Annotated in this window: 24 protein-coding genes; 17 read left to right on the top strand and 7 right to left on the bottom strand. The window is 62.0% G+C overall.

Annotated features, from left to right (window positions below; all coding sequences use genetic code 11):
• Positions 1-2: 2 nt before the first annotated feature.
• Both sulA and lexA read right to left on the bottom strand, forming a co-directional pair.
• A complete protein-coding gene (sulA, locus tag CK486_RS03695; RefSeq protein WP_095938918.1) occupies positions 3-485 on the bottom strand; it encodes an SOS-induced cell division inhibitor SulA in 483 nt (160 codons plus the stop codon).
• A 10-nt stretch (positions 486-495) separates the two neighbouring features.
• Positions 496-1,107, bottom strand: a complete 612-nt coding sequence (lexA, locus tag CK486_RS03700) for a transcriptional repressor LexA (RefSeq protein WP_095938919.1) — start codon at positions 1,105-1,107, stop codon at positions 496-498.
• Positions 1,108-1,324: 217 nt separating this feature from the next.
• Here lexA and CK486_RS03705 point away from each other — a divergent pair, with 217 nt between their 5' ends.
• The 6 genes from CK486_RS03705 (at position 1,325) to CK486_RS03730 (ending at position 5,991) form a co-directional block, all read left to right on the top strand.
• Positions 1,325-2,023 carry a TetR/AcrR family transcriptional regulator gene (locus CK486_RS03705; protein WP_095938920.1) on the top strand — a complete coding sequence of 233 codons (699 nt, stop codon included), beginning with the start codon at positions 1,325-1,327 and terminating at the stop codon, positions 2,021-2,023.
• A gap of 42 nt (positions 2,024-2,065) precedes the next feature.
• Positions 2,066-2,584, top strand: a complete 519-nt coding sequence (locus CK486_RS03710; protein WP_095938921.1) for a L,D-transpeptidase — start codon at positions 2,066-2,068, stop codon at positions 2,582-2,584.
• Positions 2,585-2,597: 13 nt separating this feature from the next.
• Complete coding sequence (gene nagZ, locus CK486_RS03715) at positions 2,598-3,596, top strand: beta-N-acetylhexosaminidase (RefSeq protein WP_095938922.1); 999 nt, start codon at positions 2,598-2,600, stop codon at positions 3,594-3,596.
• Positions 3,597-3,600: 4 nt separating this feature from the next.
• Positions 3,601-4,341, top strand: a complete 741-nt coding sequence (locus CK486_RS03720) for an S-methyl-5'-thioinosine phosphorylase (protein ID WP_095938923.1) — start codon at positions 3,601-3,603, stop codon at positions 4,339-4,341.
• A 169-nt stretch (positions 4,342-4,510) separates the two neighbouring features.
• Positions 4,511-5,152, top strand: coding sequence for a helix-turn-helix transcriptional regulator (locus CK486_RS03725; RefSeq protein ID WP_256574348.1), 642 nt, complete (start codon positions 4,511-4,513; stop codon positions 5,150-5,152).
• A 176-nt stretch (positions 5,153-5,328) separates the two neighbouring features.
• A complete protein-coding gene (locus CK486_RS03730; protein WP_176481635.1) occupies positions 5,329-5,991 on the top strand; it encodes a response regulator transcription factor in 663 nt (220 codons plus the stop codon).
• Positions 5,992-6,033: 42 nt separating this feature from the next.
• On the opposite strand, the gene CK486_RS03735 is transcribed toward CK486_RS03730, so the two are convergent.
• Together CK486_RS03735 and mfd are read right to left on the bottom strand one after the other, a co-directional pair.
• Positions 6,034-6,561, bottom strand: a complete 528-nt coding sequence (locus CK486_RS03735) for a CsiV family protein (RefSeq protein WP_095938925.1) — start codon at positions 6,559-6,561, stop codon at positions 6,034-6,036.
• Positions 6,562-6,572: 11 nt separating this feature from the next.
• Positions 6,573-10,010, bottom strand: coding sequence for a transcription-repair coupling factor (mfd, locus tag CK486_RS03740; protein ID WP_095939053.1), 3,438 nt, complete (start codon positions 10,008-10,010; stop codon positions 6,573-6,575).
• Positions 10,011-10,191: 181 nt separating this feature from the next.
• Here mfd and CK486_RS03745 point away from each other — a divergent pair, with 181 nt between their 5' ends.
• Together CK486_RS03745 and CK486_RS03750 are read left to right on the top strand one after the other, a co-directional pair.
• The gene (locus CK486_RS03745; RefSeq protein ID WP_095938926.1) at positions 10,192-11,640 is read left to right on the top strand and encodes a glyceraldehyde-3-phosphate dehydrogenase; all 1,449 of its coding nucleotides are present in this window, start codon (positions 10,192-10,194) and stop codon (positions 11,638-11,640) included.
• A gap of 130 nt (positions 11,641-11,770) precedes the next feature.
• On the top strand, positions 11,771-13,141 hold the full coding sequence (locus CK486_RS03750) for an amino acid permease (protein WP_095938927.1): 1,371 nt from the start codon (positions 11,771-11,773) through the stop codon (positions 13,139-13,141).
• 6 nt (positions 13,142-13,147) lie between these two features.
• On the opposite strand, the gene CK486_RS03755 is transcribed toward CK486_RS03750, so the two are convergent.
• Positions 13,148-13,705: a chalcone isomerase family protein gene (locus CK486_RS03755; protein WP_095938928.1), complete on the bottom strand. Its 558-nt coding sequence runs from the start codon at positions 13,703-13,705 to the stop codon at positions 13,148-13,150.
• 197 nt (positions 13,706-13,902) lie between these two features.
• On the opposite strand from CK486_RS03755, the gene CK486_RS03760 reads away from it, so the two are divergent.
• From CK486_RS03760 to sthA, 9 genes are all read left to right on the top strand, one after another.
• Positions 13,903-15,240 carry a Na(+)-translocating NADH-quinone reductase subunit A gene (locus CK486_RS03760; RefSeq protein ID WP_095938929.1) on the top strand — a complete coding sequence of 446 codons (1,338 nt, stop codon included), beginning with the start codon at positions 13,903-13,905 and terminating at the stop codon, positions 15,238-15,240.
• Positions 15,241-15,243: 3 nt separating this feature from the next.
• The gene (locus CK486_RS03765) at positions 15,244-16,452 is read left to right on the top strand and encodes an NADH:ubiquinone reductase (Na(+)-transporting) subunit B (RefSeq protein ID WP_095938930.1); all 1,209 of its coding nucleotides are present in this window, start codon (positions 15,244-15,246) and stop codon (positions 16,450-16,452) included.
• Positions 16,445-17,230: a Na(+)-translocating NADH-quinone reductase subunit C gene (locus CK486_RS03770; protein ID WP_095938931.1), complete on the top strand. Its 786-nt coding sequence runs from the start codon at positions 16,445-16,447 to the stop codon at positions 17,228-17,230. Before CK486_RS03765 ends, CK486_RS03770 begins: the two co-directional genes overlap by 8 nt.
• A complete protein-coding gene (locus CK486_RS03775; RefSeq protein ID WP_176481642.1) occupies positions 17,227-17,901 on the top strand; it encodes an NADH:ubiquinone reductase (Na(+)-transporting) subunit D in 675 nt (224 codons plus the stop codon). The genes CK486_RS03770 and CK486_RS03775 overlap by 4 nt, the downstream gene beginning before the upstream one ends.
• Positions 17,901-18,509: an NADH:ubiquinone reductase (Na(+)-transporting) subunit E gene (nqrE, locus tag CK486_RS03780; protein WP_076424699.1), complete on the top strand. Its 609-nt coding sequence runs from the start codon at positions 17,901-17,903 to the stop codon at positions 18,507-18,509. The genes CK486_RS03775 and nqrE overlap by 1 nt, the downstream gene beginning before the upstream one ends.
• A gap of 7 nt (positions 18,510-18,516) precedes the next feature.
• Complete coding sequence (gene nqrF, locus CK486_RS03785; RefSeq protein WP_176481643.1) at positions 18,517-19,743, top strand: NADH:ubiquinone reductase (Na(+)-transporting) subunit F; 1,227 nt, start codon at positions 18,517-18,519, stop codon at positions 19,741-19,743.
• Positions 19,736-20,743 carry an FAD:protein FMN transferase gene (locus CK486_RS03790; protein ID WP_256574349.1) on the top strand — a complete coding sequence of 336 codons (1,008 nt, stop codon included), beginning with the start codon at positions 19,736-19,738 and terminating at the stop codon, positions 20,741-20,743. Before nqrF ends, CK486_RS03790 begins: the two co-directional genes overlap by 8 nt.
• Positions 20,740-20,967, top strand: coding sequence for a (Na+)-NQR maturation NqrM (gene nqrM / locus CK486_RS03795; RefSeq protein WP_095938934.1), 228 nt, complete (start codon positions 20,740-20,742; stop codon positions 20,965-20,967). Before CK486_RS03790 ends, nqrM begins: the two co-directional genes overlap by 4 nt.
• A gap of 98 nt (positions 20,968-21,065) precedes the next feature.
• Complete coding sequence (gene sthA / locus CK486_RS03800) at positions 21,066-22,460, top strand: Si-specific NAD(P)(+) transhydrogenase (RefSeq protein WP_095938935.1); 1,395 nt, start codon at positions 21,066-21,068, stop codon at positions 22,458-22,460.
• Between the two features lie 142 nt (positions 22,461-22,602).
• Here the strand turns inward: sthA and CK486_RS03805 are convergent, their stop codons facing one another.
• Together CK486_RS03805 and CK486_RS03810 are read right to left on the bottom strand one after the other, a co-directional pair.
• Positions 22,603-23,322 carry a glycerophosphodiester phosphodiesterase gene (locus CK486_RS03805; protein WP_095938936.1) on the bottom strand — a complete coding sequence of 240 codons (720 nt, stop codon included), beginning with the start codon at positions 23,320-23,322 and terminating at the stop codon, positions 22,603-22,605.
• Entirely contained in the window at positions 23,319-23,615 is a 297-nt protein-coding gene (locus CK486_RS03810; protein WP_095938937.1) for a phosphodiesterase, read from the bottom strand. The genes CK486_RS03805 and CK486_RS03810 overlap by 4 nt, the downstream gene beginning before the upstream one ends.
• Positions 23,616-23,617: the final 2 nt, after the last annotated feature.

Consider the following 23,617-nt stretch of genomic DNA (forward strand, 5'->3'; position numbering starts at 1 on the left):
CTTCAGACGCAGCGGATATTCAACAGTTGCGTATGGCCTTCGCGGGTGGCTGCTTCAAGAGCCTGACGCGCGGTATTGCCAATCTCGTTTAGCCAGCAAACCACAGTATGACTGCGACCAAGGCTGAGGGCCTGACAGGTCAGCTCCAGTGCGCTTTGGGTTCCTCTGGGTTGCAATACGAGGATGCGTTCGCGGTTGAGTCTGGCCTGGCGTAGCCATTCCTGATTGAGGCTGCCTGGCGGAGCGATCAGGGTTATCCAGCGATTACCGCTATTGCTGCTGAGCTCTCGCAGGATGGGCGCCAATAGCAGTTGGTAGTTGCTGGCGCTGGCGTTCAGTTGCAGTTCGCTGATGTGCTGGGAGCTGAAGGTATCGCTGCCGGCTGTTACAGGCTCGGCCAGTGACGGCGCGACGCTGGAGCTGAACAGGGCTTCTTGAAAAAGTGACAGTTGAGGGCGATGGGTCAGCGATTGCGAGTACTGCATACAGCCTCCGTTAGCGGCGAATGACGCCGACACTCAAGCCTTCAATGATCAGTTCCTGCTCTTCGAGATTGATCTCGATAGGGGCGAACTCAGGGTTTTCGGCGATCAGCCAGACGTGATTGCCTTCGCGCTTGAAGCGTTTGACCGTGACTTCTTCATTGATGCGCGCTACGACGATCTGTCCATTGCGGGCTTCGCGGGTGGCATGTACAGCGAGCAGATCGCCATCGAGAATGCCGATGTCCTTCATGCTCATGCCGCGTACGCGCAGCAAATAGTCGGCTTTGGGGTGGAAAAAGTCCGGGTTGATGCGGCACGATTCCTCAACATTCTGCTGTGCCAGGATTGGCGCACCAGCCGCTACGCGGCCAATGACAGGGAGTCCATCCTCTTCCTGGCTGTGAGGCTCGAAGCCTGGAATGCGGATACCCCGTGAGGCGCCGGGGGTCATTTCAATCGCCCCTTTGCGCGCCAGGGCTTTGAGGTGCTCTTCGGCGGCATTGGGTGACTTGAAGCCGAGCTGTTGCGCAATTTCCGCGCGAGTCGGTGGAAAGCCGTTGTCTTCGAGGCATTGCTTGATGAAGTCGAGGATTTCGGACTGGCGTGGGGTGAGCTTCAGCATGGCTTTCTCTGTTTTTTTATACAGTTGCTGTGAATATATACAGTGATTTATGGCTTGGCAACTGTTGTTTGTTTTCAGTCTCGGGCATGCTTTTTTGTGCGTGCTAGTCTGCTGATCTTATGAAAGTGACCGTTGCGTCATTTATTTCGAGCGTGACTTGACAGAGTCTCGGGCTGAAACGTATGTTTCAAACAAGTGTTTGTCAGGTGGGTGGTCCATGGCGCAGTCGGAAACAGTTGAACGGATTCTTGATGCGGCAGAACAGTTGTTTGCCGAGAAGGGTTTTGCCGAAACCTCGTTGCGTCTGATCACCAGCAAGGCGGGGGTCAATCTCGCTGCCGTCAATTATCACTTCGGCTCCAAGAAAGCGCTGATTCAAGCGGTGTTTTCCCGCTTCCTCGGGCCGTTCTGTCAGAGTCTTGAGCGTGAGCTCGACCGTCGTCAGGGCAAGCCTGAGCAGGCGGCTAATCTGGAAGAGCTGCTGGAGTTGCTGGTGGCCCAGGCTCTGGCAGTCAAGCCGCGCAGCGGCAACGATCTGGCCATCTTCATGCGTTTGCTCGGTCTGGCTTTCAGTCAGAGCCAGGGGCACCTGCGCAAGTATCTGGAAGAAGTCTACGGCAAGGTCTTCCGTCGCTACATGCTGTTAGTCAATGAGGCTGCACCGAAGGTGCCGCCGCTTGAGTTGTTCTGGCGCGTGCATTTCATGCTGGGGGCTGCGGCATTCAGCATGTCTGGTATCAAGGCCCTGCGGGCCATGTCGGAAGCCGATTTCGGCGTTAACACCTCGATCGAGCAGGTAATGCGTCTGATGGTGCCGTTCCTTGCTGCCGGGATGCGGGCCGAGACCGGGCTGACTGAGCCGGCGCTGATCAATGCGCAACTACGCCCGCGCAGCAAGGCGCCTGTCAAAGCCTGATCACGCTGCAGGGCACTGGCGGTTGCGTTAAGCTAGCGCCCCATGCAGATCCCCGACCTTCTCCTGATCAGCCTCGCTGAGCAGCGCTTATACGTCTATAACGGCAAGCAGCTGTTGCGTTCCTATGCCATTTCCACGGCCAAAAACGGTCCTGGGGAGGCTTCGGGTTCGGGTTGCACCCCGCGGGGGTGGCACCAGGTTCGTGCAAAGATCGGTGCTGGGCTTGCGCTCGGGGCAGTGCTGCGCAGCCGCCGCTGGACTGGAGAGGTCTGGACAGCAGAGCTGCACCAACAGTTTCCCGGTCGTGACTGGATACTCACCCGCATCCTCTGGCTCTCGGGCCTTGAGCCGGGGCGCAACCGGCTGGGCGCTTGTGACACCTTCCAGCGCTATATCTACATCCACGGCACACCGGATTGCGAGCCGATGTCGCAGCCCGAATCCCATGGCTGTATCCGCATGCGCAATGCCGATGTCCTTGAGCTTTTTGAGCAGGTTCCCGCGCATTGCCGGGTTTTGATCGGCGAGGCCCGGCACGCCGAGCTCGCCTCCATGTTTTGACAGGAATGATGGTATGCATGGTTCGCTGATGCTGGATATTGCCGGCACCTGCCTGACGGCTGGGGATCGCCAGTTGTTGCGTGCCCCGCAGGTGGGCGGTCTGATTTTGTTTGGGCGTAACGTCGAGCATCCGCGCCAGGTGCGCGAGCTGTGCACGGCGGTCAGGCGTGTCCGACCGGATCTGTTGCTGGCCATCGATCAGGAAGGCGGCCGTGTGCAGCGGCTGCGGCGTGGTGTGGTGCGTCTGCCGGCCATGCGTGATCTGGGTCGCTGTGCCGACGCCGCGGCGCTGGCGCGCGAATGTGCCTGGCTGATGGCGACCGAGATGCTGGCCTGTGGCCTGGATCTAAGCTTTGCGCCGGTGCTGGATGTCGACTATGGCCGCAACACGGTGATTGCTTCGCGGGCTTTTGCCGACAATGCGGCGCAGATCGCGCAGCTGGCTGGTGCTTTCATCGATGGCCTGCATGAGGCCGGGATGGCCGCTTGCGGCAAGCACTTCCCCGGTCATGGTTGGGCGGATGCCGATTCGCATGTGGCCATTCCGCGTGATGAGCGCAGTCTGGAGGCGATTCGCCAGACGGATATGCAGGCGTTTTCGCTGTTGAGTACCAAGCTGGATGCGGTGATGCCGGCGCATGTCATCTACCCGCAGGTCGATGAGCAGCCGGCTGGTTTCTCCTCGCGCTGGTTGCAGGGTGAACTGCGTGGTCAGCTGGGATTTACCGGCGTGATTTTCAGCGACGACCTGTCCATGGCCGGTGCTCATGTTGCCGGTGATGCCGCTGCGCGCATTGAGGCGGCGCTGGTGGCGGGCTGCGACATGGGGCTGGTGTGCAACGACCGTGCGGCTGCCGAGCTGGCTCTGGTTCGTCTGCAGCAGCTCAAGGTGACGCCGGCGGCCGGGCTGGCTCGGATGCGTCGCCGGCAGTTTCCGGGAGTTGACTATCAACAGTCGCCACGCTGGCAAGCCGCAGTGGTTGCCTTGCGTAGCGCTCAGTTGCTGAATTGAGGGAATGCCAGTGATCGCACTGATTGGTGGTTCGGGCCTGACTGAACTGGATGGGCTTGAGCTCAGCGATTCCCTCGTGGTGTCGACGCCTTATGGGGCTCCTTCGGCGCCGTTGCTCAAAGGCCGCTATGCGGGTCGCGACGTTCTCTTTCTGGCGCGTCATGGCCATCCTCACCGGATTCCCCCGCACCAAGTGAATTACCGGGCCAATTTGTGGGCTCTGCGAGAGGCCGGTGCCCATGCGGTGATTGCCGTCAATGCGGTGGGCGGGATTCATCCGGCCATGGGGGCTGGGCATCTGTGCGTACCCCACCAACTGATCGATTACACCTGGGGTCGGGCCAGCACCTTTTTCGAGGGTGAGCTTGAGCATGTCACCCATGTCGATTTCAGTCATCCCTATGACGCGTCCCTGCGGGAGCGACTCTGTCAGGCGCTGCGTGACTGCGGTGAGGTATTTTCCGAGTGTGGCGTGTATGCCTGTACGCAGGGGCCGCGCCTGGAGACAGCCGCGGAGATTGTCCGACTGGAACGCGACGGCTGTGACATCGTCGGCATGACCGGCATGCCCGAGGCCGCTCTGGCGCGTGAGCTGGAAATGCCTTATGCCTGCCTGGCGCTGGTGGTTAATCCTGCGGCGGGTAAATCCACCGAGCTGATCAGCATGTCGGATATCGAGTCCGAACTCGGGCGTGGCATGGGGCGGGTACGCCGCGTTTTGGCGGTTTTGCTCGCGACGCTCTAGAGCGCTTGTTCCAGGCTGGGTGGGAGATTGCTGCGCAATCTACAACCAAGGTTGCAGTTGTTGCTGCTTGGTTGCCCTGCAGGTGGGTTTCTTAGCTGAAACGGTAATTTTTATTATCGGTATTAATTAGTTAGGGTGGCCCCGGAGTTCAGCATGGAGGAGAACTTGGATGGGCATCAGCGTTTCACCACCGTTCACGACGCCATTGGCCGCAGATCTTGTGCTGCTTAGTGGCAATGAGCTGTTGGCGCAGCTATTTCGGCACTACATCGAGCAGCAGCCGGCTCTGACCCTGCACATGGGTGGAGAGGCGGGCCAGTCGAAGTCTGGGTTGTGGCTTCTCGATGTGCAGAGCTTCACGGTCAATGAGTTGCCTCGGGTGTTTGCCGATCTTTATGGTAAAGGGCCTGTGGCGCTGGTCAACGTCACCCAGGAACAGGCGCAGCCTCTGGTTGAGCAGTATCCGTGGATCAAGGGCGTGTTTGTCAGCAGTTGCCCGCGTGAACAGTTCCTGCGCGGGGTCGATACGCTCCTGCAGGGTGGCGACTGGTTGCCGCGTGGTCTGACCGAGGTGTTGTTGCAGCAGCTGCGCAGGCGGCATGAGCCTGCCGAGATAAAGGTTCGCCTGACTTCGCGTGAGCGGGAGATTCTTGAACTGGTGCGCAAAGGGCTGCCCAATTCACAGATCGCCGAGCAACTCTGCCTAAGTCCGCACACTATCAAGAGTCATGTGCACAACCTGCTGCGCAAGGTCGGTGCCGCCAACCGCGGCGAAGCGGCCTTTCTGGTGCTGGGTGGTGGTCTGGCATGACCTCTAGGTCATGACTGGTCTGATGCGTCGTGCATGAACTGTTCGACACTGTGCAGGGAAATCTCAGGCTGCCCCCGGCCCTTTGGTTATCATGCGCACCAGGCAGCAGGTCGGGCTGAGGGAGCTGAGGTGCAATGGAAGGTTTAAAAGCGGCGGGTGTGGGCGGGGACCACTCAATGCCGTCGACCCGGCGGACGTTGTTTTTTCTGGCTCCTCACGATTCTGCTGCTGCCCATCTGCAAGATTTTCTGAGCCTCAATGGCTATTCGCTGCGTAGCGGCGCCGAAACGCTTCTGTCCGAGATGTCCGCCGACAGTCTTGGCTTGCTTGATCTGCGCATTCTTGAACAGGGGCCTGGTCTGTCATTGCCTATTGAGTGCCTGCTGGCACGCGGTCGCTGGCTGTTGATCAATGCTCAGGAGCCTTTTCGCGACGACTTCCTGTTTTTCAATGCTGGCGTCTGTGGTCTGCTTTCGGGCAGGGAGGCGCCATCCCGCATTTTGCAGGCACTGGATCTGATTGCGCAGGGTGAGTTGTGGATGCCCAGGGCGATTCTGGCCGAGGCTTTCCGGCGTCAGCGGGCCCGCCACACGTCACAGGAAACGGTGCTTCCGGCACTGACACGCCGCGAGTGGCAGGTGCTGCGCGGTTTGCTGGTGGCCGAGAACAATCGCGAGATCGCCGCGCGCCTTGGGGTGGAGGAGAGCACTGTCAAGCGCCACCTGTATAACCTGTTCCGCAAGGTGGGTGTACGCAATCGTCTGGAGGCGCTCAACTGGGCGCGGGCGGCTGGCTTGCAGGCGACTCAGGAGTTTCGGCCGGCCAACAGAGTCTGTTAGTCGCAAGGCGCGCTCTGGCTCGGAGCGCGCCGCGACAGGGGGTTATAGCGGGCTGACGCGCAGCAGCACACCCAGACTGCGGTGATCCAGATAGGTCAGCGTGCCTTCCTTCAGGCGTGTGCTCTGCTGCAGGTGCTCGCTTGCGGTCAGCAGGCCATCGGCGTCGAACTGATTGGCCCAGAAGCTGGCATCCAGATTGAGCACTTCGTTCTGCTGCAGGGTCAGCGTGCCTTCGACTGGGTAGTGGCCCAGTTGCGGCTCACCGTTGCTCAGCGCCACGCGGCTCGGGTTGATGCCAACGTTCTGGCTCCAGCTCTTATGCAGCAGCACTTCATAACCGTTGGCGGGCGTCAGCTTGGCGGCTTCGCCCTGCAGGGCCAGTGGTTGCTGGGCAAAACCGTCGATGCTCTGGCTGTCGGCCGCCCAGTCGTCAGGAGCCGGCTGGCTGGCTGGCAGTGGTTCGCCGGCCTGGCGGAAGACAATCACCTCGACCTGATACAGGCGGTCGGCCCAGGCCAGGGGGGCGAGGAGGCTCAGCAGCAGGGCGGCGAGAAAAGGGGTACGACGCATGGGGCAGTCCTTTACTGAGAGGGAGTCAGGCGCTCGAACAACGCCTCCAGGGTATTGAATCGTTCTTCCGGGCGCTCCATCGGCACCTGGAATTTGAAGACGGTGGCACCTTCGAATTTGTAGCGGTTGGGCTGGCTCTGGATCAGCTTGATCAGCGTCAGCGGATCGACGCAGGTATTGGCGGCAAACTCGATGCGGCCGCCTTGCGGGCCGGCATCGACTTTGCGGATGCCGAGCTTTTCCGCCTGCAGCTTGAGCAGGGTCAGGCGCACCAGATTCTTGGTGGCGTCTGGCAGCAGGCCAAAGCGGTCGATCATCTCCACCTGCAGCTCCTTCAGGCCGTCTTCATCGATGGCCGAGGCAATGCGCTTGTAGAGGATCAGGCGGGCATGCACATCGGGCAGGTAATCATCGGGGATCAGTGCCGGCACCCGCAGGTTGACCTCTGGGCCACCGCCCAGTGGCTGCTCCAGGTTCGGTTGTTCGCCTTTGCGGATGGCTTTCACCGCGCGTTCGAGCATTTCCATGTACAGGGTAAAGCCGACGGCCTGGATCTGTCCGCTCTGACCGTCGCCGAGCAGCTCGCCGGCGCCGCGGATTTCCAGATCGTGGGTGGCCAGAACGAAACCGGCTCCCAGGTCCTGGGCGTTGGCGATGGCCTCCAGGCGCTTCTGCGCATCTTCGGTCATGCCCTTGCGTGGTGGTGTCAGCAGGTAGGCGTAAGCCTGGTGGTGGCTGCGGCCCACGCGGCCGCGCAGCTGGTGCAGCTGGGCCAGACCGAACTTGTCGGCACGCTCGATGAGGATGGTGTTGGCGCTGGGTACGTCGATACCGGTCTCGATGATGGTCGAGGCCACCAGGACATTGAAGCGCTTGTGGTAGAAGTCGCTCATCACCCGTTCCAGTTCGCGCTCGTTCATCTGCCCGTGGCCGATGGCAATGCGTGCTTCGGGTACCAGTGCAGCCAGATCGGCGGCGCACTTCTCGATGGTCTTTACATCGTTGTGCAGGTAGTACACCTGACCACCGCGCAGCAGCTCACGCAGCAGTGCTTCCTTGATGGTCGGCTCGTTCTGCTCCATGACGAAGGTGCGCACCGACAACCGGCGTGCCGGCGGCGTGGCGATGATCGACAGGTCGCGCATGCCTGATACGGCCATGTTCAGTGTGCGCGGAATCGGCGTGGCGGTGAGGGTTAGTATGTCCACTTCGCTGCGCAGCGCCTTGAGCTGCTCCTTCTGGCGAACGCCGAAACGGTGTTCCTCGTCGATGATCACCAGGCCGAGGTTGTTGAACTTCACGTCGTCCTGCAGGAGCTTGTGGGTGCCGATGATGATGTCGATCTTGCCCTCGGCCAGTCTGGCCACGGCTTCGTTGACTTCCTTGGCCGACTTGAAGCGGCTCATCACCTCGACCGTCACCGGCCAGTCGGCGAAACGGTCGCGGAAGCTGTTGTAGTGCTGCTGGGCGAGCAGGGTGGTGGGCACCAGCACGGCCACCTGCCGGCCGCTGTGCACGGCGATAAAGGCGGCGCGCATGGCTACCTCGGTCTTGCCGAAGCCCACGTCGCCGCACACCAGTCGGTCCATCGGCTTGCCGGCCAGCATGTCGCTGCGCACCGCGTCGATGGCCGCCTGCTGGTCCGGGGTTTCCTCGAAGGGGAAGCCGGCGCTGAAGGTGGCGTAGTCGGCTGCCGGATCCTTGAAGGCATAGCCTTCGCGTGCCGCGCGGCGGGCATAGATATCGAGGAGTTCAGCGGCGACATCACGTACCTGCTCGGCGGCCTTGCGCTTGGCCTTCTGCCAGGTCTCCGAACCCAGTCGGTGCAGCGGTGCAAGGGCGTCGTCGTTGCCGGTGTAGCGGGCGATCAGGTGCAGGCTGGAGACCGGCACGTATAGCTTGGCTTCCTCGGCATACATCAGGGCGAGGAATTCGGCGGCCTGGCCGTCGAACTCCATGGTCACCAGTCCCAGATAGCGGCCGACGCCATGGTCGATATGCACCACCGGCGCGCCTTCGCGCAGCTCGGTGAGGTTCTTGATCACGTTGTCGCCGCCGTCGCGCGACTTCTCGCGGCGGCGGCGCTGCATCACGCGCTGGCCGAACAGCGGGCTCTCGGCGATCAGGGTGATCTGGTCGAGCAGCAGGCCTTCGTCCAGCGGGGCGATGCAGATGGCCAGGCGCTCACGGCTGGCGGTGAATTCATGCCAGTTGGCCACTTCCAGCGGCTTGAGCTTGAGGCGCGCGAGCAGCTCCAGCAGCACCTCGCGGCGCCCGGCCGATTCGGCGCAGAACAGCACGCGGCCCGGATAACCCTCGATAAAGCGGCGCAGTGCCGCCAGTGGCTCGCTGGCCTTGGCCTGGATGGCCAGCTCCGGCAGCGCCTGGGCATTGAAGCGTTCGCGGCCGACGCCGACCTCGACGTCTTCCTGGCTGACCACCACACGTGACCACTGTTTCAGACGGGCGAAGCAGTCCTCCACCGGCAGGAAGATATCGGCAGGCGGCAGCAGTGGCCGCTCGGGGTCATAGCGGCGGTCCTCATAGCGGTTGCGGGCATCGCTCCAGAACTGCTCGGCAGCCTGTTCGATGCCAGGCAGGGAGAACACCTGGGTCTCGGCCGGCAGGTAGTCGAACAGCGTGGCGCTTTCATCGAAGAACAGCGGCAGGTAGTACTCGATACCGGCCGGAGTGATGCCCGAGGCGAGGTCCTGATAGATCGGGCAGCGGCGGAAATCCACATCGAAACGCTCGCGGAAGCGGCCGCGGAAATCGGTAACGGCCTTTTTCTCCAGCGGGAACTCGCGAGCCGGCAGCAGGCGGATCGACTCCACCTTGTCCACCGAGCGCTGGGTCTCGGGGTCGAAGGTGCGAAGGGTCTCGATTTCGTCGTCGAACAGATCGATGCGGTAGGGCGTCTCGCTGCCCATGGGGAACAGATCGATCAGGGCGCCGCGCACGGCGAACTCGCCATGCTCGTATACGGTGTCGACGCAGCGGTAGCCGGCGGCTTCCAGACGTGCGCGCATTTCCTCGACATCAAGCTTCTGGCCGACATCCAGCACCAGGCCGGAGCCAAGCAGGAAACGGGTCGGCGCCAGGCGGTGCAGGGCGGTGGCAATGGGCACGACCAGCACGCCGTGCTTGATCTGCGGCAGGCGATAGAGGGTGGCGATGCGCTGGGAGATGATGTCCTGATGCGGCGAAAACTGGTCGTAGGGCAGGGTTTCCCAGTCCGGGAAGTGCAGCACGGGCAGTTCCGGGGCAAAGAACGACAGCTCCTCCTGCAGGCGCTCGGCGCTCTGGCTGTCGGCGGTCAGCAACAGGGTAAAGCGGCGGGCCGCGCTGGCGGCTTCGGCAATGGCCAGCGCCTGGGCGGCTCCCGGCAGGTTGCCCCAGAGCTGTTTGCCGGCGGCAGCCGGTAGTTTCGGCAAGTGCAGTACGGACACAGGCATCGGCCCCAAAATGACAAGGTGTCGATTGTAGCGAGGCGGGTAGGCGGGAGGCGAGCGCTAAGGTGCCCGTGAAAGTAAGCAGGCAAACGGCGACAGTCGTGCATTGCTCCGGCAGGGCGAGGCCGGCATAATGTAGCCCCTTTTTTCAGCCCCTACATATCGGAAGGTATTGCCCGTGACTCAGAAGCCCGACCAGTGTCTCGGTGAATGGATCGATCGTGAAGCCCTCGCTGAGGCCATGATTCCTCTGATCGGTCAGCTCTACCGCAACAACAATGTGGTGACCTCGATCTACGGCCGTGGCCTGATCAACCGTTCGGTGATCTCCATCCTCAAGGCCCATCGTTTCGCCCGTCACCGCATCGAAGGCGAGGCCGAACTGTCGGTCCACGATACCTTCCCGATTCTCAAGGCCATGAGCGAGCTCAAGCTGGGCGCCGCTTCCGTGGACCTGGGCAAGATGGCCAGCAAGTTCAAGGCCGAAGGCAATGGCCGCAGCGTCGAGCAGTTCGTCCAGGACGAGCTGGCGACCGTAGCGGGTCAGCAGGGCGTCAATCAGCGCAAGGGCACCGACGTGGTCCTGTATGGCTTCGGTCGTATCGGCCGTCTGCTGGCGCGCATCCTGATCGAGAAAACCGGTGGCGGCGATGGCCTGCGTCTGCGTGCCATCGTTGTGCGCAAGGGTGCCAGCAATGACCTGGTCAAGCGTGCCAGCCTGCTGCGTCGCGACTCGGTACATGGTCCGTTCGATGGCACCATCACCATCGATGAGGAAAACAACACCCTGACTGCCAACGGCAACCTGATTCAGGTGATCTACGCCAAGGACCCGAAGGAAATCGATTACACCCAGTACGGCATCAACAATGCTCTGCTGGTCGACAACACCGGTGTCTGGCGTGATGCCGAGGGCCTGGGTCAGCACCTGACCTGCCCGGGTATCGATCGCGTGGTGCTGACCGCGCCGGGCAAGGGCGCGCTGAAGAACATCGTGCATGGCATCAACCATGGTGACATCACTGCTGATGACAAGATCATCTCCGCCGCTTCCTGCACCACTAACGCCATCGTGCCGGTGCTGAAAGCCGTGAATGACCAGTACGGCATCGTCAACGGTCACGTCGAAACCGTTCACTCGTACACCAACGACCAGAACCTGATCGACAACTTCCACAAGGGCAGCCGTCGTGGCCGCAGCGCCGCGCTGAACATGGTGATCACCGAGACCGGTGCCGCCACTGCAGCTGCCAAGGCTCTGCCGGTACTGAAGGGCAAGCTGACCGGCAACGCCATTCGCGTACCGACGCCGAACGTCTCCATGGCCATCCTCAACCTGAACCTGGAGAAGGCCACCACCCGCGAAGAGATCAACGAGTACCTGCGCCAGATGGCCATGCACTCGGATCTGCAGAAGCAGATCGACTTCGTCAACTCGCAGGAAGTGGTCTCCACCGACTTCGTCGGCTCCCGCCACGCCGGTGTGGTCGATGCCGAAGCCACCATCGCCAACGACAACCGTGTCGTGCTGTACGTCTGGTACGACAACGAGTTTGGCTACAGCTGCCAGGTGGTTCGCGTGATGGAAGACATGGCCGGGGTCAACCCGCCGGCTTTCCCGCGCTAAGCTAGGCGAGAAGAGAAACGGGAGCTTCGGCTCCCGTTTTTCGTTGTGGCCGGTGTGCGGCGATCCTGCGCAACGGCCATTTCAGCGTCGGCGAATGAAGCCTGACGCAGTGGTCTTACAGGAGCTACCCATGCACACGGGCGAACTCAAACGTGGTCTGCAAAACCGTCATATCCAGCTGATCGCCCTTGGTGGTGCGATTGGCACCGGTCTGTTCCTCGGCTCTGCCGGAGTGCTGAAATCGGCCGGCCCTTCGATGATTCTCGGCTACGCGATTGCCGGCTTCATCGCCTTTCTGATCATGCGCCAGCTGGGCGAAATGATTGTCGAAGAGCCGGTAGCCGGCTCGTTCAGCCACTTTGCGCACCAGTACTGGGGTGGTTACGCCGGTTTTCTTTCCGGCTGGAACTACTGGGTGCTCTATGTGCTGGTCGGCATGGCCGAACTCACCGCGGTGGGCAAGTACATCCAGTTCTGGTGGCCGGAGGTGCCGACCTGGGCGACCGCGGCGGCCTTCTTCGTGCTGATCAATGCCATCAACCTGTTCAACGTCAAAGTCTTCGGTGAGACCGAGTTCTGGTTTGCGCTGATCAAGGTGGTGGCCATCATCGGCATGATCATCCTTGGTCTGTACCTGCTGGTTTCCGGCAACGGTGGCGAGCAGGCGGCAGTGAGCAACCTGTGGGCCCATGGCGGCTTCTTCCCCAACGGCCTCACGGGGCTGGTGATGGTGCTGGCGATCATCATGTTCAGCTTTGGTGGTCTGGAGCTGGTCGGTATTACCGCGGCCGAGGCCGAGGAGCCGAGGAAGGTGATTCCCAAGGCCATCAATCAGGTGATCTGGCGGATTCTGATCTTCTACATCGGTGCGCTGAGTGTACTGCTGATGCTCTATCCGTGGGACAAGCTGCTGGAAACCCTCAATGCAGCGGGCGATCCGTACAGTGGCAGTCCGTTCGTGCAGATCTTCTCGCTGATCGGCAGTGACACGGCAGCGCATATCCTCAACTTCGTGGTGCTGACCGCGGCGCTGTCGGTCTACAACAGCGGTGTGTACTGCAACAGCCGCATGCTCTTCGGCCTGGCCGAGCAGGGGGATGCGCCGAAGGTGCTGATGACGGTGAACAAGCGCGGTGTGCCGGTTCTGGCCATCGGCGTGTCGGCGCTGATCACGCTGCTGTGTGTGGTGGTGAACTACCTGGCGCCGCAGCAGGCGCTGGAAATGCTCATGGCGCTGGTGGTGGCCAGTCTGGTGATCAACTGGGCAATGATCAGCCTGTCGCATCTCAAGTTCCGTAAGAGCCTGATGGCGCGTGGCATTGAGCCCGGCTTCAAGTCGCTGTGGTACCCGTTCTCCAACTACCTGTGCCTGGCCTTTGTCGGCCTGATTCTGGTGGTCATGCTGCAGATTCCGGGTATCAACCTGTCGGTCTACGCCATCCCGCTGTGGCTGGCGTTCATCGGCGTGTGCTACTTGCTCAAGCGCCGCGCAGCGCGTTGAGGGGCTTCAGCGTTCGGCGAGCAGCGCATCGCGCAGCTCGTCGGACAGCCCTTCGGGGGCCAGCCAGATGCCGAAATACAGCTGAGCCAGGCGGGTATCGTCACTTTGGAAAATGACTTCGCCATTGCGCTGCAGGCGCAGGCCTGTTGCCTGGCTGTAGTCCAGGCCATAGCGGTCGCCGGGGCGAATATCGATAAAACTGGCATGCAGCCGGTCGAGTTCGCTTCGCAGGGGTTGAAGCACTTGCGGGCTATGCTGACGTTCCAGCGTGACCCAGGCGGCTTTGATCACGTCGTCACGGCTGATCTCGCGGAAGTAATACAGCTCCAGGTGACGATCGCGTTGTTCGCGCAGGGCGCGCTGTGGACTGACCTGGGCTTCGCTGTAAAAGGCTGCGGCATACACGTCGGCCCAGAGGTAGCGCAGCAGGCTCTGGTTCTTAAGCTCCAGAACCGTGTTCTGGTGCTGCAGCTGAGGCGCAAAGGCGGCCTGCTGCAGGCGGCTGGCCTCATCGGCGGCGACTGGCAGGCTCAGCAAACTCAGGATCAGTAGCCAGCGATGCATGGTGGTCAACCCTCGCATGGTGATGAACGTTTATTTATCAGCAGTGCGCTGGGGTCAATGCGGGTTTTGTTGCGACGTATTGCCTGTCGCGTTTGTGGATGGTGGCCAGGGTGCCGGCATCCCTATAATTGACCGGTTGTTCAGGCCGGGACCAGTAAGCCAGAGAAATCAGTCTGGCTCTGCGTTGGGGGAGTGAAATGATAAGAATCAAACAGGGGCTGGATCTGCCGATTGCAGGCGAGCCCGAGCAGAGCATCGAGCAGGCGCGGGCAGTACGCAGTGTGGCTGTGCTCGGCTGTGACTATCACGGGATGAAGCCGACCATGACGGTCCAGGTAGGCGACCGGGTCAGGCTTGGCCAGGTTCTGTTCTCCGACAAGAAAAACCCGGGCGTGCATTTCACCGCGCCGGGTGCTGGCGTGGTCAGTGCCATCCATCGCGGCGAGCAGCGCGTGCTGCAGTCGGTGGTGATTGACCTGGAAGGCGATGACGCCGTCGAGTTCGCCCGCTATGACGCCGCGCAGTTGCCGGCGCTCGATCCCCAGGCGGTGCGCGACAACCTGCAGCAGTCCGGTCTGTGGACTGCACTGCGTACGCGTCCGTTCAGCAAGGTACCGGCGGTCGACGTGGTGCCCAGCTCTATCTTCGTCACCGCCATCGATACCCACCCACTGGCGGCTGATCCGGCGCTGATCATCAACGAGCGTGGGGCCGACTTCGCCAACGGTCTGACCGTGCTGGCACGCCTGGCCCGGGTTCAGCTGTGCAAGGCGCCGGGTGTGGCGCTGGCCGGCGAGGTGCAGGCCAATGTGCAGGTCAGCGAGTTCGCCGGCCCGCATCCGGCGGGGCTGCCGGGCACGCATATCCACTTCATTGATCCGGTGTCGGCCAGCAAGAGCGTATGGCAGATCGGTTATCAGGACGTATTGGCCATCGGTGCCCTGTTCACCTCCGGCCGGCTCAATCCCGAGCGCGTGGTGGCGCTGGCCGGCCCGGCGGTCGACAAGCCGCGCCTGCTGCGAACTCGTCTGGGCGCGAGCCTGGAGGAGCTGAGTGCCGGCGAACTCAAGCCGGGGCTGAACCGGGTGATTTCCGGCTCGGTGCTGGGCGGGCGTACCGCCCGCGGCGCCTTCGCCTACCTCGGCCGTTACCACGTGCAGGTGTCCTGCCTGCATGAAGGCGATGAGCGCGAGTTCCTGCATTACCTGCGTGCCGGTGTGAACAAGCACTCGGTGCTGAACATCTTCGTCTCCAAGCTGATGGGCGGCCGCAAGCTGGCCATGGACACCAGCACCAACGGCAGCCCGCGCGCCATGGTGCCGGTGGGCAACTACGAGGCGGTGATGCCGCTGGACATCCTGCCCACCCAGCTGCTGCGCTACCTGATCGTCGGTGACACCGAGATGGCGCAAAAGCTCGGCTGTCTGGAACTGGACGAAGAAGACCTGGCCCTGTGCACTTACGTGTGCGCCGGCAAGTATGAGTACGGCCCGATCCTGCGGGATAACCTGACTCGCATCGAGAAGGAGGGCTGATTGATGTCCTTGCGTAAATTCCTCGACAAGATCGAGCACCACTTCGAGAAGGGTGGCCGCTACGAAAAGTGGTATGCCCTGTATGAAGCCTTTGACACCTTCTTCTACCGCCCCGGCAGCGTGACCAAGAGCACCGCCCATGTGCGTGATGGCATCGACCTCAAGCGCATGATGATCACCGTATGGCTGTGCACCTTCCCGGCCATGTTCTTTGGCATGTGGAACATCGGCTATCAGGCCAACAGCCTCTTTGCCGGCAACGCCGAGCTGCTGGCAGCACAGGATGGCTGGCGCTTTGGTCTGATCGGCGCGCTGGCCGGCTTCGATCCGACCAGTGTGTGGGACAACTTCATCCAGGGAGCTGCCTTCTTCCTGCCGGTGTACCTGACCACCTTCATCGTCGGCGGTTTCTGGGAGGTGCTGTTCGCCTCCATCCGTCGTCACGAGGTCAACGAAGGCTTCTTCGTCACTTCCGTACTGTTCGCACTGACCCTGCCGCCGGATATCCCCCTGTGGCAGGTGGCCCTGGGCATCAGTTTCGGCGTGGTGATCGGCAAGGAAGTGTTCGGCGGCACCGGCAAGAACTTCCTCAACCCGGCCCTGGTTGGTCGTGCCTTCCTGTTCTTCGCCTATCCGGCGGACATGTCCGGCGACATGGTGTGGACCTCGGTGGACGGCTACGCCGGCGCCACCACGCTGTCCGTGGCTGCCGCCGGCGGCATGGAGCAGGTCGCAGCCAGCGGTCTGACCTGGTGGAATGCTTTCGTTGGCCTGGAGCAGGGCTCTATGGGCGAGACCAGCACTCTGGCCATCTTCATCGGCGGTGCCTTCCTGCTGCTGACCAAGATCGCCTCCTGGCGCATCGTCTCCGGTGTGCTGCTCGGCATGATTGCCACCAGCACGCTGTTCAACAGCATCGGCTCGGATTCCAACCCGATGTTTGCCATGCCCTGGTACTGGCATCTGGTGGTCGGCGGTTTTGCCTTCGGCATGATCTTCATGGCCACCGACCCGGTCTCGGCATCCATGACCAATACCGGTAAGTGGATCTTCGGCGCGCTGATCGGCCTGATGGTCGTGCTGATCCGCGTGGTCAACCCGGCCTTCCCGGAGGGCATGATGCTGGCGATCCTGTTCGCCAATCTCTGCGCCCCGCTGATCGACCATTTCGTGGTGCAGGCCAACATCAAGCGGAGGATCGCCCGTGGCTAACAAGGAATCGACCGTCCGTACCCTGACCGTCGCGGTGCTGGTGTGCCTGGTCTGCTCGGTGTTCGTTGCCGGTGGTGCCGTGGCGCTCAAGCCCATTCAGGCGGAGAACCGCCAGCTGGACAAGCAGCGCAGCATCCTGGCCATTGCTGGCCTGGGTGAAGCGGGCATGTCCGCCAAACAAGTGAAGGCACTGTTTGCCGAGCGCATCCAGGCCCGCGTGGTCGATCTGGACAAAGGCACCTTCAGCGACGCTCAGGATGCCGCCAGCTTTGACCCGCTCAAGGCCGCCAAGGACCCCAAGCTGTCCCAGGCCCTGCCGGGTGAGAAGGACATTGCCTCGATCAAGCGTCGCGAGCATTTCTCCACTGTCTATCTGGTGGAGAAGGACGGCGTGCTGGACACCCTGATCCTGCCGGTGCGCGGCTACGGCCTGTGGTCGACCCTGTACGGCTTTATCGCCGTGAAAGGGGACTTGAACACCGTGGTTGGCTTCGGCTTTTACCAGCATGGCGAGACCCCCGGCCTCGGTGGCGAGGTGGACAACCCGAAGTGGAAGGCGCTGTGGACCGGCAAGACCCTGTTCGATGAGCAGGGCCAACTAGCCGTGGAGATCATCAAGGGCAGCGTCGATGCGCAGTCGCCCAAGGCCAGCCATCAGGTCGACGGCCTGGCCGGCGCGACCCTGACCAGCAAGGGCGTCAACAACCTGCTGCATTTCTGGCTTGGCGAAAACGGCTTCGGCCCGCTGCTGGCCAACCTCAAGAAAGGGGAGGCATAAGCATGTCGCAACCCACCTACAAGAGCGTGCTGCTCGACCCGATCCTGCACAACAACCCCATCGGCCTGCAGATCCTCGGTATCTGCTCGGCGCTGGCGGTGACCTCCAACCTGAAGACCGCGCTGGTGATGTCGATCGCCCTGACTCTGGTAACCGGCTTCTCCAATCTGTTCATCTCGATGATTCGTCAGCAGATTCCGAGCAGCATCCGCATGATCGTGCAGATGGTGATCATCGCATCCCTGGTGATCGTGGTGGATCAGGTGCTCAAGGCCTTTGCCTACTCGCTGGCCAAGCAGCTGTCGGTGTTCGTCGGCCTGATCATCACCAACTGCATTGTGATGGGCCGCGCCGAGGCCTTCGCCATGCAGAACCCGCCGCTGCTGTCGTTCTGCGACGGTATCGGTAATGGCCTGGGCTACAGCGCCATGCTGATAGTCCTCGGGGTGATCCGCGAGCTGTTCGGTGCCGGCAAGCTGCTCGGCTACAGCGTGCTGCCCACTGTCAGCGAAGGCGGCTGGTACCAGCCCAATGGCCTGCTGCTGCTGCCGCCCTCGGCCTTCTTCCTGATCGGCCTGATCATCTGGGCGTTGCGCAGCTGGAAGCCGGAACAGAAAGAAAAACCCGCGTTCCACATGGCCCCGCAGGTTTCGGATAAGGAGGCCTACTGATGGAGCACTACCTCAGCCTGTTCGTGAAGTCCGTGTTCATCGAGAACATGGCGCTGGCCTTCTTCCTCGGCATGTGCAGTTTCATCGCCATTTCCAAGAAGGTCGAAACGGCCATCGGCCTCGGCATTGCCGTGGTGGTGGTGCAAGCCATCACCGTGCCGGCCAACAACCTGCTGTACACCTACCTGCTCAAGGAAGGCGCACTGGCCTGGGCCGGGCTGCCGGAGGTGGACCTGTCCTTCCTCGGCCTGCTCAGCTACATCGGGGTGATCGCCGCGCTCGTGCAGATACTCGAGATGCTGCTGGATAAGTACATGCCAGCACTCTACAACGCCCTCGGTGTGTTCCTGCCGCTGATCACGGTGAACTGCGTGATCATGGCCGGCTCGCTGTTCATGGTTGAACGCGACTACAACCTCGGCGAGAGCGTGGTCTATGGCGCTGGTTCGGGTATCTCCTGGGCCCTGGCCATCGCGCTGCTGGCCGGCATCCGCGAGAAGCTCAAGTACAGCGATGTCCCCGAAGGCCTGCAGGGTCTGGGCATCACCTTCATCACCATCGGTCTGATGTCGTTGGGCTTTATGTCTTTCGGCGGCATTCAGCTGTAAGGAGCGTCTGATGGGTTTTGAAATCGCATTGGCCATCGGCATGTTCACCGGCATCGTGCTGGCGCTGGTGGTGGTCATCCTGGCGGCGCGCGCCAAGCTGGTCTCCAGCGGCGACGTGAACATCGTCATCAATGGTGAGCGCACCCTCACCGTGCCGGCCGGCGGCAAGCTGCTGCAGACCCTGGCGGCAAACAACGTATTCCTGTCCTCGGCCTGCGGCGGCGGCGGTACCTGTGCGCAGTGCAAGTGCATTGTCGAAAGCGGCGGCGGCGAGATGCTGCCGACCGAGGAGTCGCACTTCACCAAGCGCGAGGCCAAGGCCGGCTGGCGCCTGTCCTGCCAGACTCCGGTCAAGCAGGACATGCACATCGAGGTGGAAGAGTCGGTGTTCGGCGTGAAGAAGTGGGAATGTACGGTGGAGTCCAACCCCAACGTCGCCACCTTCATCAAGGAACTGACCCTGCGCCTGCCGGAAGGCGAGAGCGTGGACTTCCGCGCCGGTGGCTACGTGCAGCTGGAGTGCCCGCCGCACGTGGTCAGCTACAAGGACTTCGATATCCAGCCCGAGTACCGAGGCGACTGGGACAAGTTCAACCAGTGGAAGTACGTGTCCAAGGTCGACGAGCCGGTGATCCGCGCCTACTCCATGGCCAACTACCCGGACGAGAAGGGCATCGTCAAATTCAACATCCGCATCGCCTCGCCGCCACCGGGCAAGGACCACTTGCCGCCGGGCCAGATGTCGTCCTGGGTGTTCAACCTCAAGCCGGGCGACAAGGTCACCGTGTACGGCCCGTTCGGCGAGTTCTTCGCCAAGGACACCGATGCCGAGATGGTCTTCATCGGTGGTGGCGCCGGCATGGCGCCGATGCGCTCGCACATCTTCGACCAGCTCAAGCGCCTGAAGTCCAAGCGCAAGATCAGCTTCTGGTACGGTGCGCGCTCGCTGCGCGAGGCCTTCTACGTCGAGGAGTACGACCAGCTCGCCGCGGAGAATCCCAACTTCGAGTGGCACCTGGCGCTGTCCGATCCGCAGCCGGAAGACAACTGGACCGGCCTCAAGGGCTTTATCCATAACGTGCTGTTCGAGCAGTACCTCAAGGACCATCCGGCCCCCGAGGACTGCGAGTTCTACATGTGCGGCCCGCCCATGATGAACGCCGCGGTGATCAAGATGCTGCTGGACCTGGGCGTCGAGCGGGAGAATATTCTGCTGGACGACTTCGGTGGTTAAACCCGCCTTGTTCGCCCTGCTTGCCAGCGTCCTGCTGGCCGGTTGCGGTGAGAAGATCGAGGAGTTCGGCGGCCCGACCATGGGCAGCCACTACTCGCTGAAATATGTGGCAGGCGAGGGTGCGCCTGAGCCGGCCGCGCTCAAGGCTGAAGTTGAGGGCGTGCTGGCCGAGGTGGATCAGCAGATGTCCACCTGGCGTGCCGATTCCGACCTCTCCGAGTTCAACCGCCTGCCGGCCGGCAGCTGCCGCGCCATGTCGGCCCCGGTGCTGGAACTGGTGCGTTTCGGCGAGCAATTGTCAGCAGACAGTGATGGCGCCTTCGACCTGACTCTGGAGCCGCTGCTCGACCTCTGGGGCTTCGGCCCGCATTCGCGCGGCGAGCGCGTCCCGACGGAGGAGGAGATCGCCGAGGTGCGCCAGCGCACCGGTCATCGCCATTTGCGTATCGACGGCGACCAGCTGTGCAAGGGCGCCGCCGTGCAGCTCGACCTCAACAGCATTGCTGCCGGCTACACCGTAGACCGCATCGCCGCGCGTCTGGCCGAGCTGGGTGTGCGCAGCTACCTGCTGGACGTCACCGGTGAGATCAAGGCCGCAGGGCGCAAGCCGGACGGCAGTGCCTGGCGCATCGCCATCGAGGCGCCGCGCGATGATCAGCAGGTGGCGCAGAAGGTTATCGCACTGGATGGTCTGGGCGTGTCGACGTCCGGGGACTACCGCAACTACTTCGAGCAGGATGGCCGTCGTTACTCACACACGCTGGACCCGCAGAGCGGCAGGCCGATCACGCATCGTCTGGCCTCGGTCACGGTCATTGATCCCTCGGCGCAGAGGGCTGACGGGCTCTCGACACTGATCATGGTGTTGGGCCCGGAGCGCGGCATGGCCTATGCCGAGCGCGAGCAGATTGCCGCTTTTTTCGTGACGCGCCAGGGCGATGCTTTCGTCACCCACAGTAGCCCGGCATTTGCCCGGCAGTTCGATGGAGATCAGCCATGACCTGGTTAATCGTTTTTCTCACCATGCTGCTGGTGGTTCTGGCCATGGCCGTCGGTGTGATGTTCGGCCGCAAGCCGATTGCGGGCTCCTGTGGGGGGATTGCCGCGCTGGGTATCGAAAAAGAGTGTTCGATCTGCGGCGGCAACCGGCAGAAGTGCGAAGAAGTGAATCGCGCCAAAGATGTAGTGAAGACAAATCTCGCCTACGACGCGACCAAGCGCTAATGTGCAGGCCGAATTTGGCTAGCTAGGCTTGTGTTTCAGATACGGGCCGCGTGGCAGAGGCGCCTGCAGGGCGTCTTGGTGCAGTACAAGGAGTGAATATGACGGTTTACAACTATGACGTGGTGATTCTGGGCACGGGCCCGGCGGGCGAGGGCGCGGCGATGAATGCCGTGCGTCAGGGCAAGCGTGTGGCCGTGGTCGACAAGCGCAAGGTGGTCGGCGGCAACTGCATGCACCTGGGCACCATCCCGTCCAAGGCATTGCGTCATTCGGTGCGGCAGATCATGCAGTACAACACCAATCCGCTGTTCCGCCAGATTGGTGAACCGCGCTGGTTCTCCTTCCCGGACGTGCTGAAAAGCGCCGAGAACGTGATTTCCAAGCAGGTCGCTGCACACACCGTGTACTACTCGCGCAACCGTATCGACATGTTCTGCGGCACTGCCAGCTTTCTCGATGAGCGTACCGTCGAGGTCGTGACGCCGGGTGGCACGGTCGAGCGTCTGATCGCCGATCAGTTCGTCATCGCCACCGGTTCGCGCCCCTATCGCCCGCTGGATATCGATTTCACCCACCCGCGGGTTTACGACAGCGACACCATCCTCAGTCTGACCCACACGCCGCGCCGCCTGATCATCTACGGCGCCGGTGTAATTGGTTGCGAATATGCGTCGATCTTCAGCGGCCTTGGTGTGCTGGTCGATCTGATCGACACCCGCGACCAGTTGCTCAGCTTCCTCGACGACGAAATTTCCGATGCGCTGAGCTACCACCTGAGCAACAACAACGTGCTGATCCGTCACAACGAGGAGTACGAGCGTGTTGAGGGCCTCGAAAACGGTGTGGTGCTGCACCTGAAATCGGGCAAGAAGCTCAAGGCTGACGCCTTGCTCTGGTGTAACGGCCGTACCGGCAACACCGACCAGCTGGCGCTGGAGAACGTCGGTATCAAGGTCAACAGCCGTGGCCAAGTCGATGTCGATCAGCGCTACCGTACCTCGGTGCCGAACATCTATGCCGCCGGCGACGTGATCGGCTGGCCGAGTCTGGCCAGCGCCGCCTATGATCAGGGCCGTTCGGCTTCGGGCAGCATGGCCGAGAACGACAGCTCGCGGTTTGTCGATGATGTGCCGACCGGTATCTACACCATTCCGGAGATCAGCTCGATCGGCAAGAGCGAGCAGGAACTGACCCAGGCGAAGATTCCCTACGAAGTCGGCAAGGCCTTCTTCAAGGGCATGGCGCGGGCGCAGATTTCCAACGAGCCGGTGGGCATGCTGAAAATCCTGTTCCACCGCGACACCTTGGAGATCCTCGGCGTGCACTGCTTCGGCTACCAGGCTTCGGAAATCGTCCACATCGGTCAGGCGGTGATGAACCAGAAAGGTGAGGCCAACAGCCTCAAGTACTTCGTCAACACCACCTTCAACTACCCGACCATGGCCGAGGCCTATCGTGTGGCTGCCTTCGACGGCCTCAACCGGCTTTTTTGAGCGGCTCCGACCGCTGGCCTGAAGCGGGGGGAGCGTACTTGAGCGACGGCCAGTGCTGGCACTGGCCCAACCGCGAGAGCTTCTGAACAGGCAATAAAAAACCGGCCCATGTGGCCGGTTTTTTATTGCTCGCGGCGCGGGCTCAGGACTTGAGGGTGACGGTCGCCAGACCCGGAAAGTCGGTGATGATGCTGTCGGCGCCAAAGTCGGCCAGGCGCCGCATCAGGGCCGGTTCGTTGACCGTCCAGACCGACACGTGCAGCCCGGACTTCTGCGCCTTGAGCAGGCGCTCCGGGGTGCACAGGGTCCAGTTCAACGCCAGCAGGTGGCAGCCGTGATGGCGGGCAACCTTGATCGGATCGAGCCAGGCGTATTCGGCGACAAGGCCGCGCTTGAGCGTGGGAGTCAGGCGGTTCAGTGCCCGCAGCACCTCGCGTGAGCTGGAGGTGACGGTAACCTTGTCCAGCAGGTTGTAGCGGCTGGCCAGCGCCTCGATGGCCTGCACCGTGCGCGCAGCGCGCACGCGAGAAGCGCTTTTCACTTCCAGCTGCCAGTGCTCGAACGGGCACTGCTGGAACAGTTCCTCCAGCCGAGGAATAGGGCAGGGCTGCGGCCAGGGCGGGCAACCCAGGCGGGCATCATGCTGCATCAGCTCTTCGGCGCTGTGCTGGCTGACCTTGCCACGATGGCCTGTGGTGCGCTTGAGGGTGGCGTCGTGGATTACCATCAGTTCGCCATCGCGCGACAGGTGCAGGTCCAGCTCGCAGCGGGTGACGCCATGTTCCAGGCAGCGCTGAAAGCTGGCCAGGGTATTTTCCGGGGCTTCGCCTTTGGCGCCGCGGTGTCCGTAGATAACCGTCATGGTTGTTCCTTCAGGTACTGGGGACGGTGGTGGCGAACGCTGTTCACCACATGGTCGTATTCGAAATACACGCTGAATTCGCGGTAGTCCCAGCGGGTAATGGGCGGCTGGCCGACGGGGGCATGTTCCTCATCGGCCAGGCCAAAACGCTCCAGCACGCTGCGTCGGGATTCGCCGGTCTGTGGCAACTGGGTCAGCTGCGGATCGCCTTGCTCACCGAGGGGGATTTCCAGCGTTTGCGCCTTGAGCGGTAGCGTCGTGATCAGCAGCAGGGTGAGGCACAGAGAGCGCATGA

The sequence above is a fragment of the Pseudomonas sp. HAR-UPW-AIA-41 genome (assembly GCF_002304225.1).
Taxonomy (GTDB): domain Bacteria; phylum Pseudomonadota; class Gammaproteobacteria; order Pseudomonadales; family Pseudomonadaceae; genus Aquipseudomonas.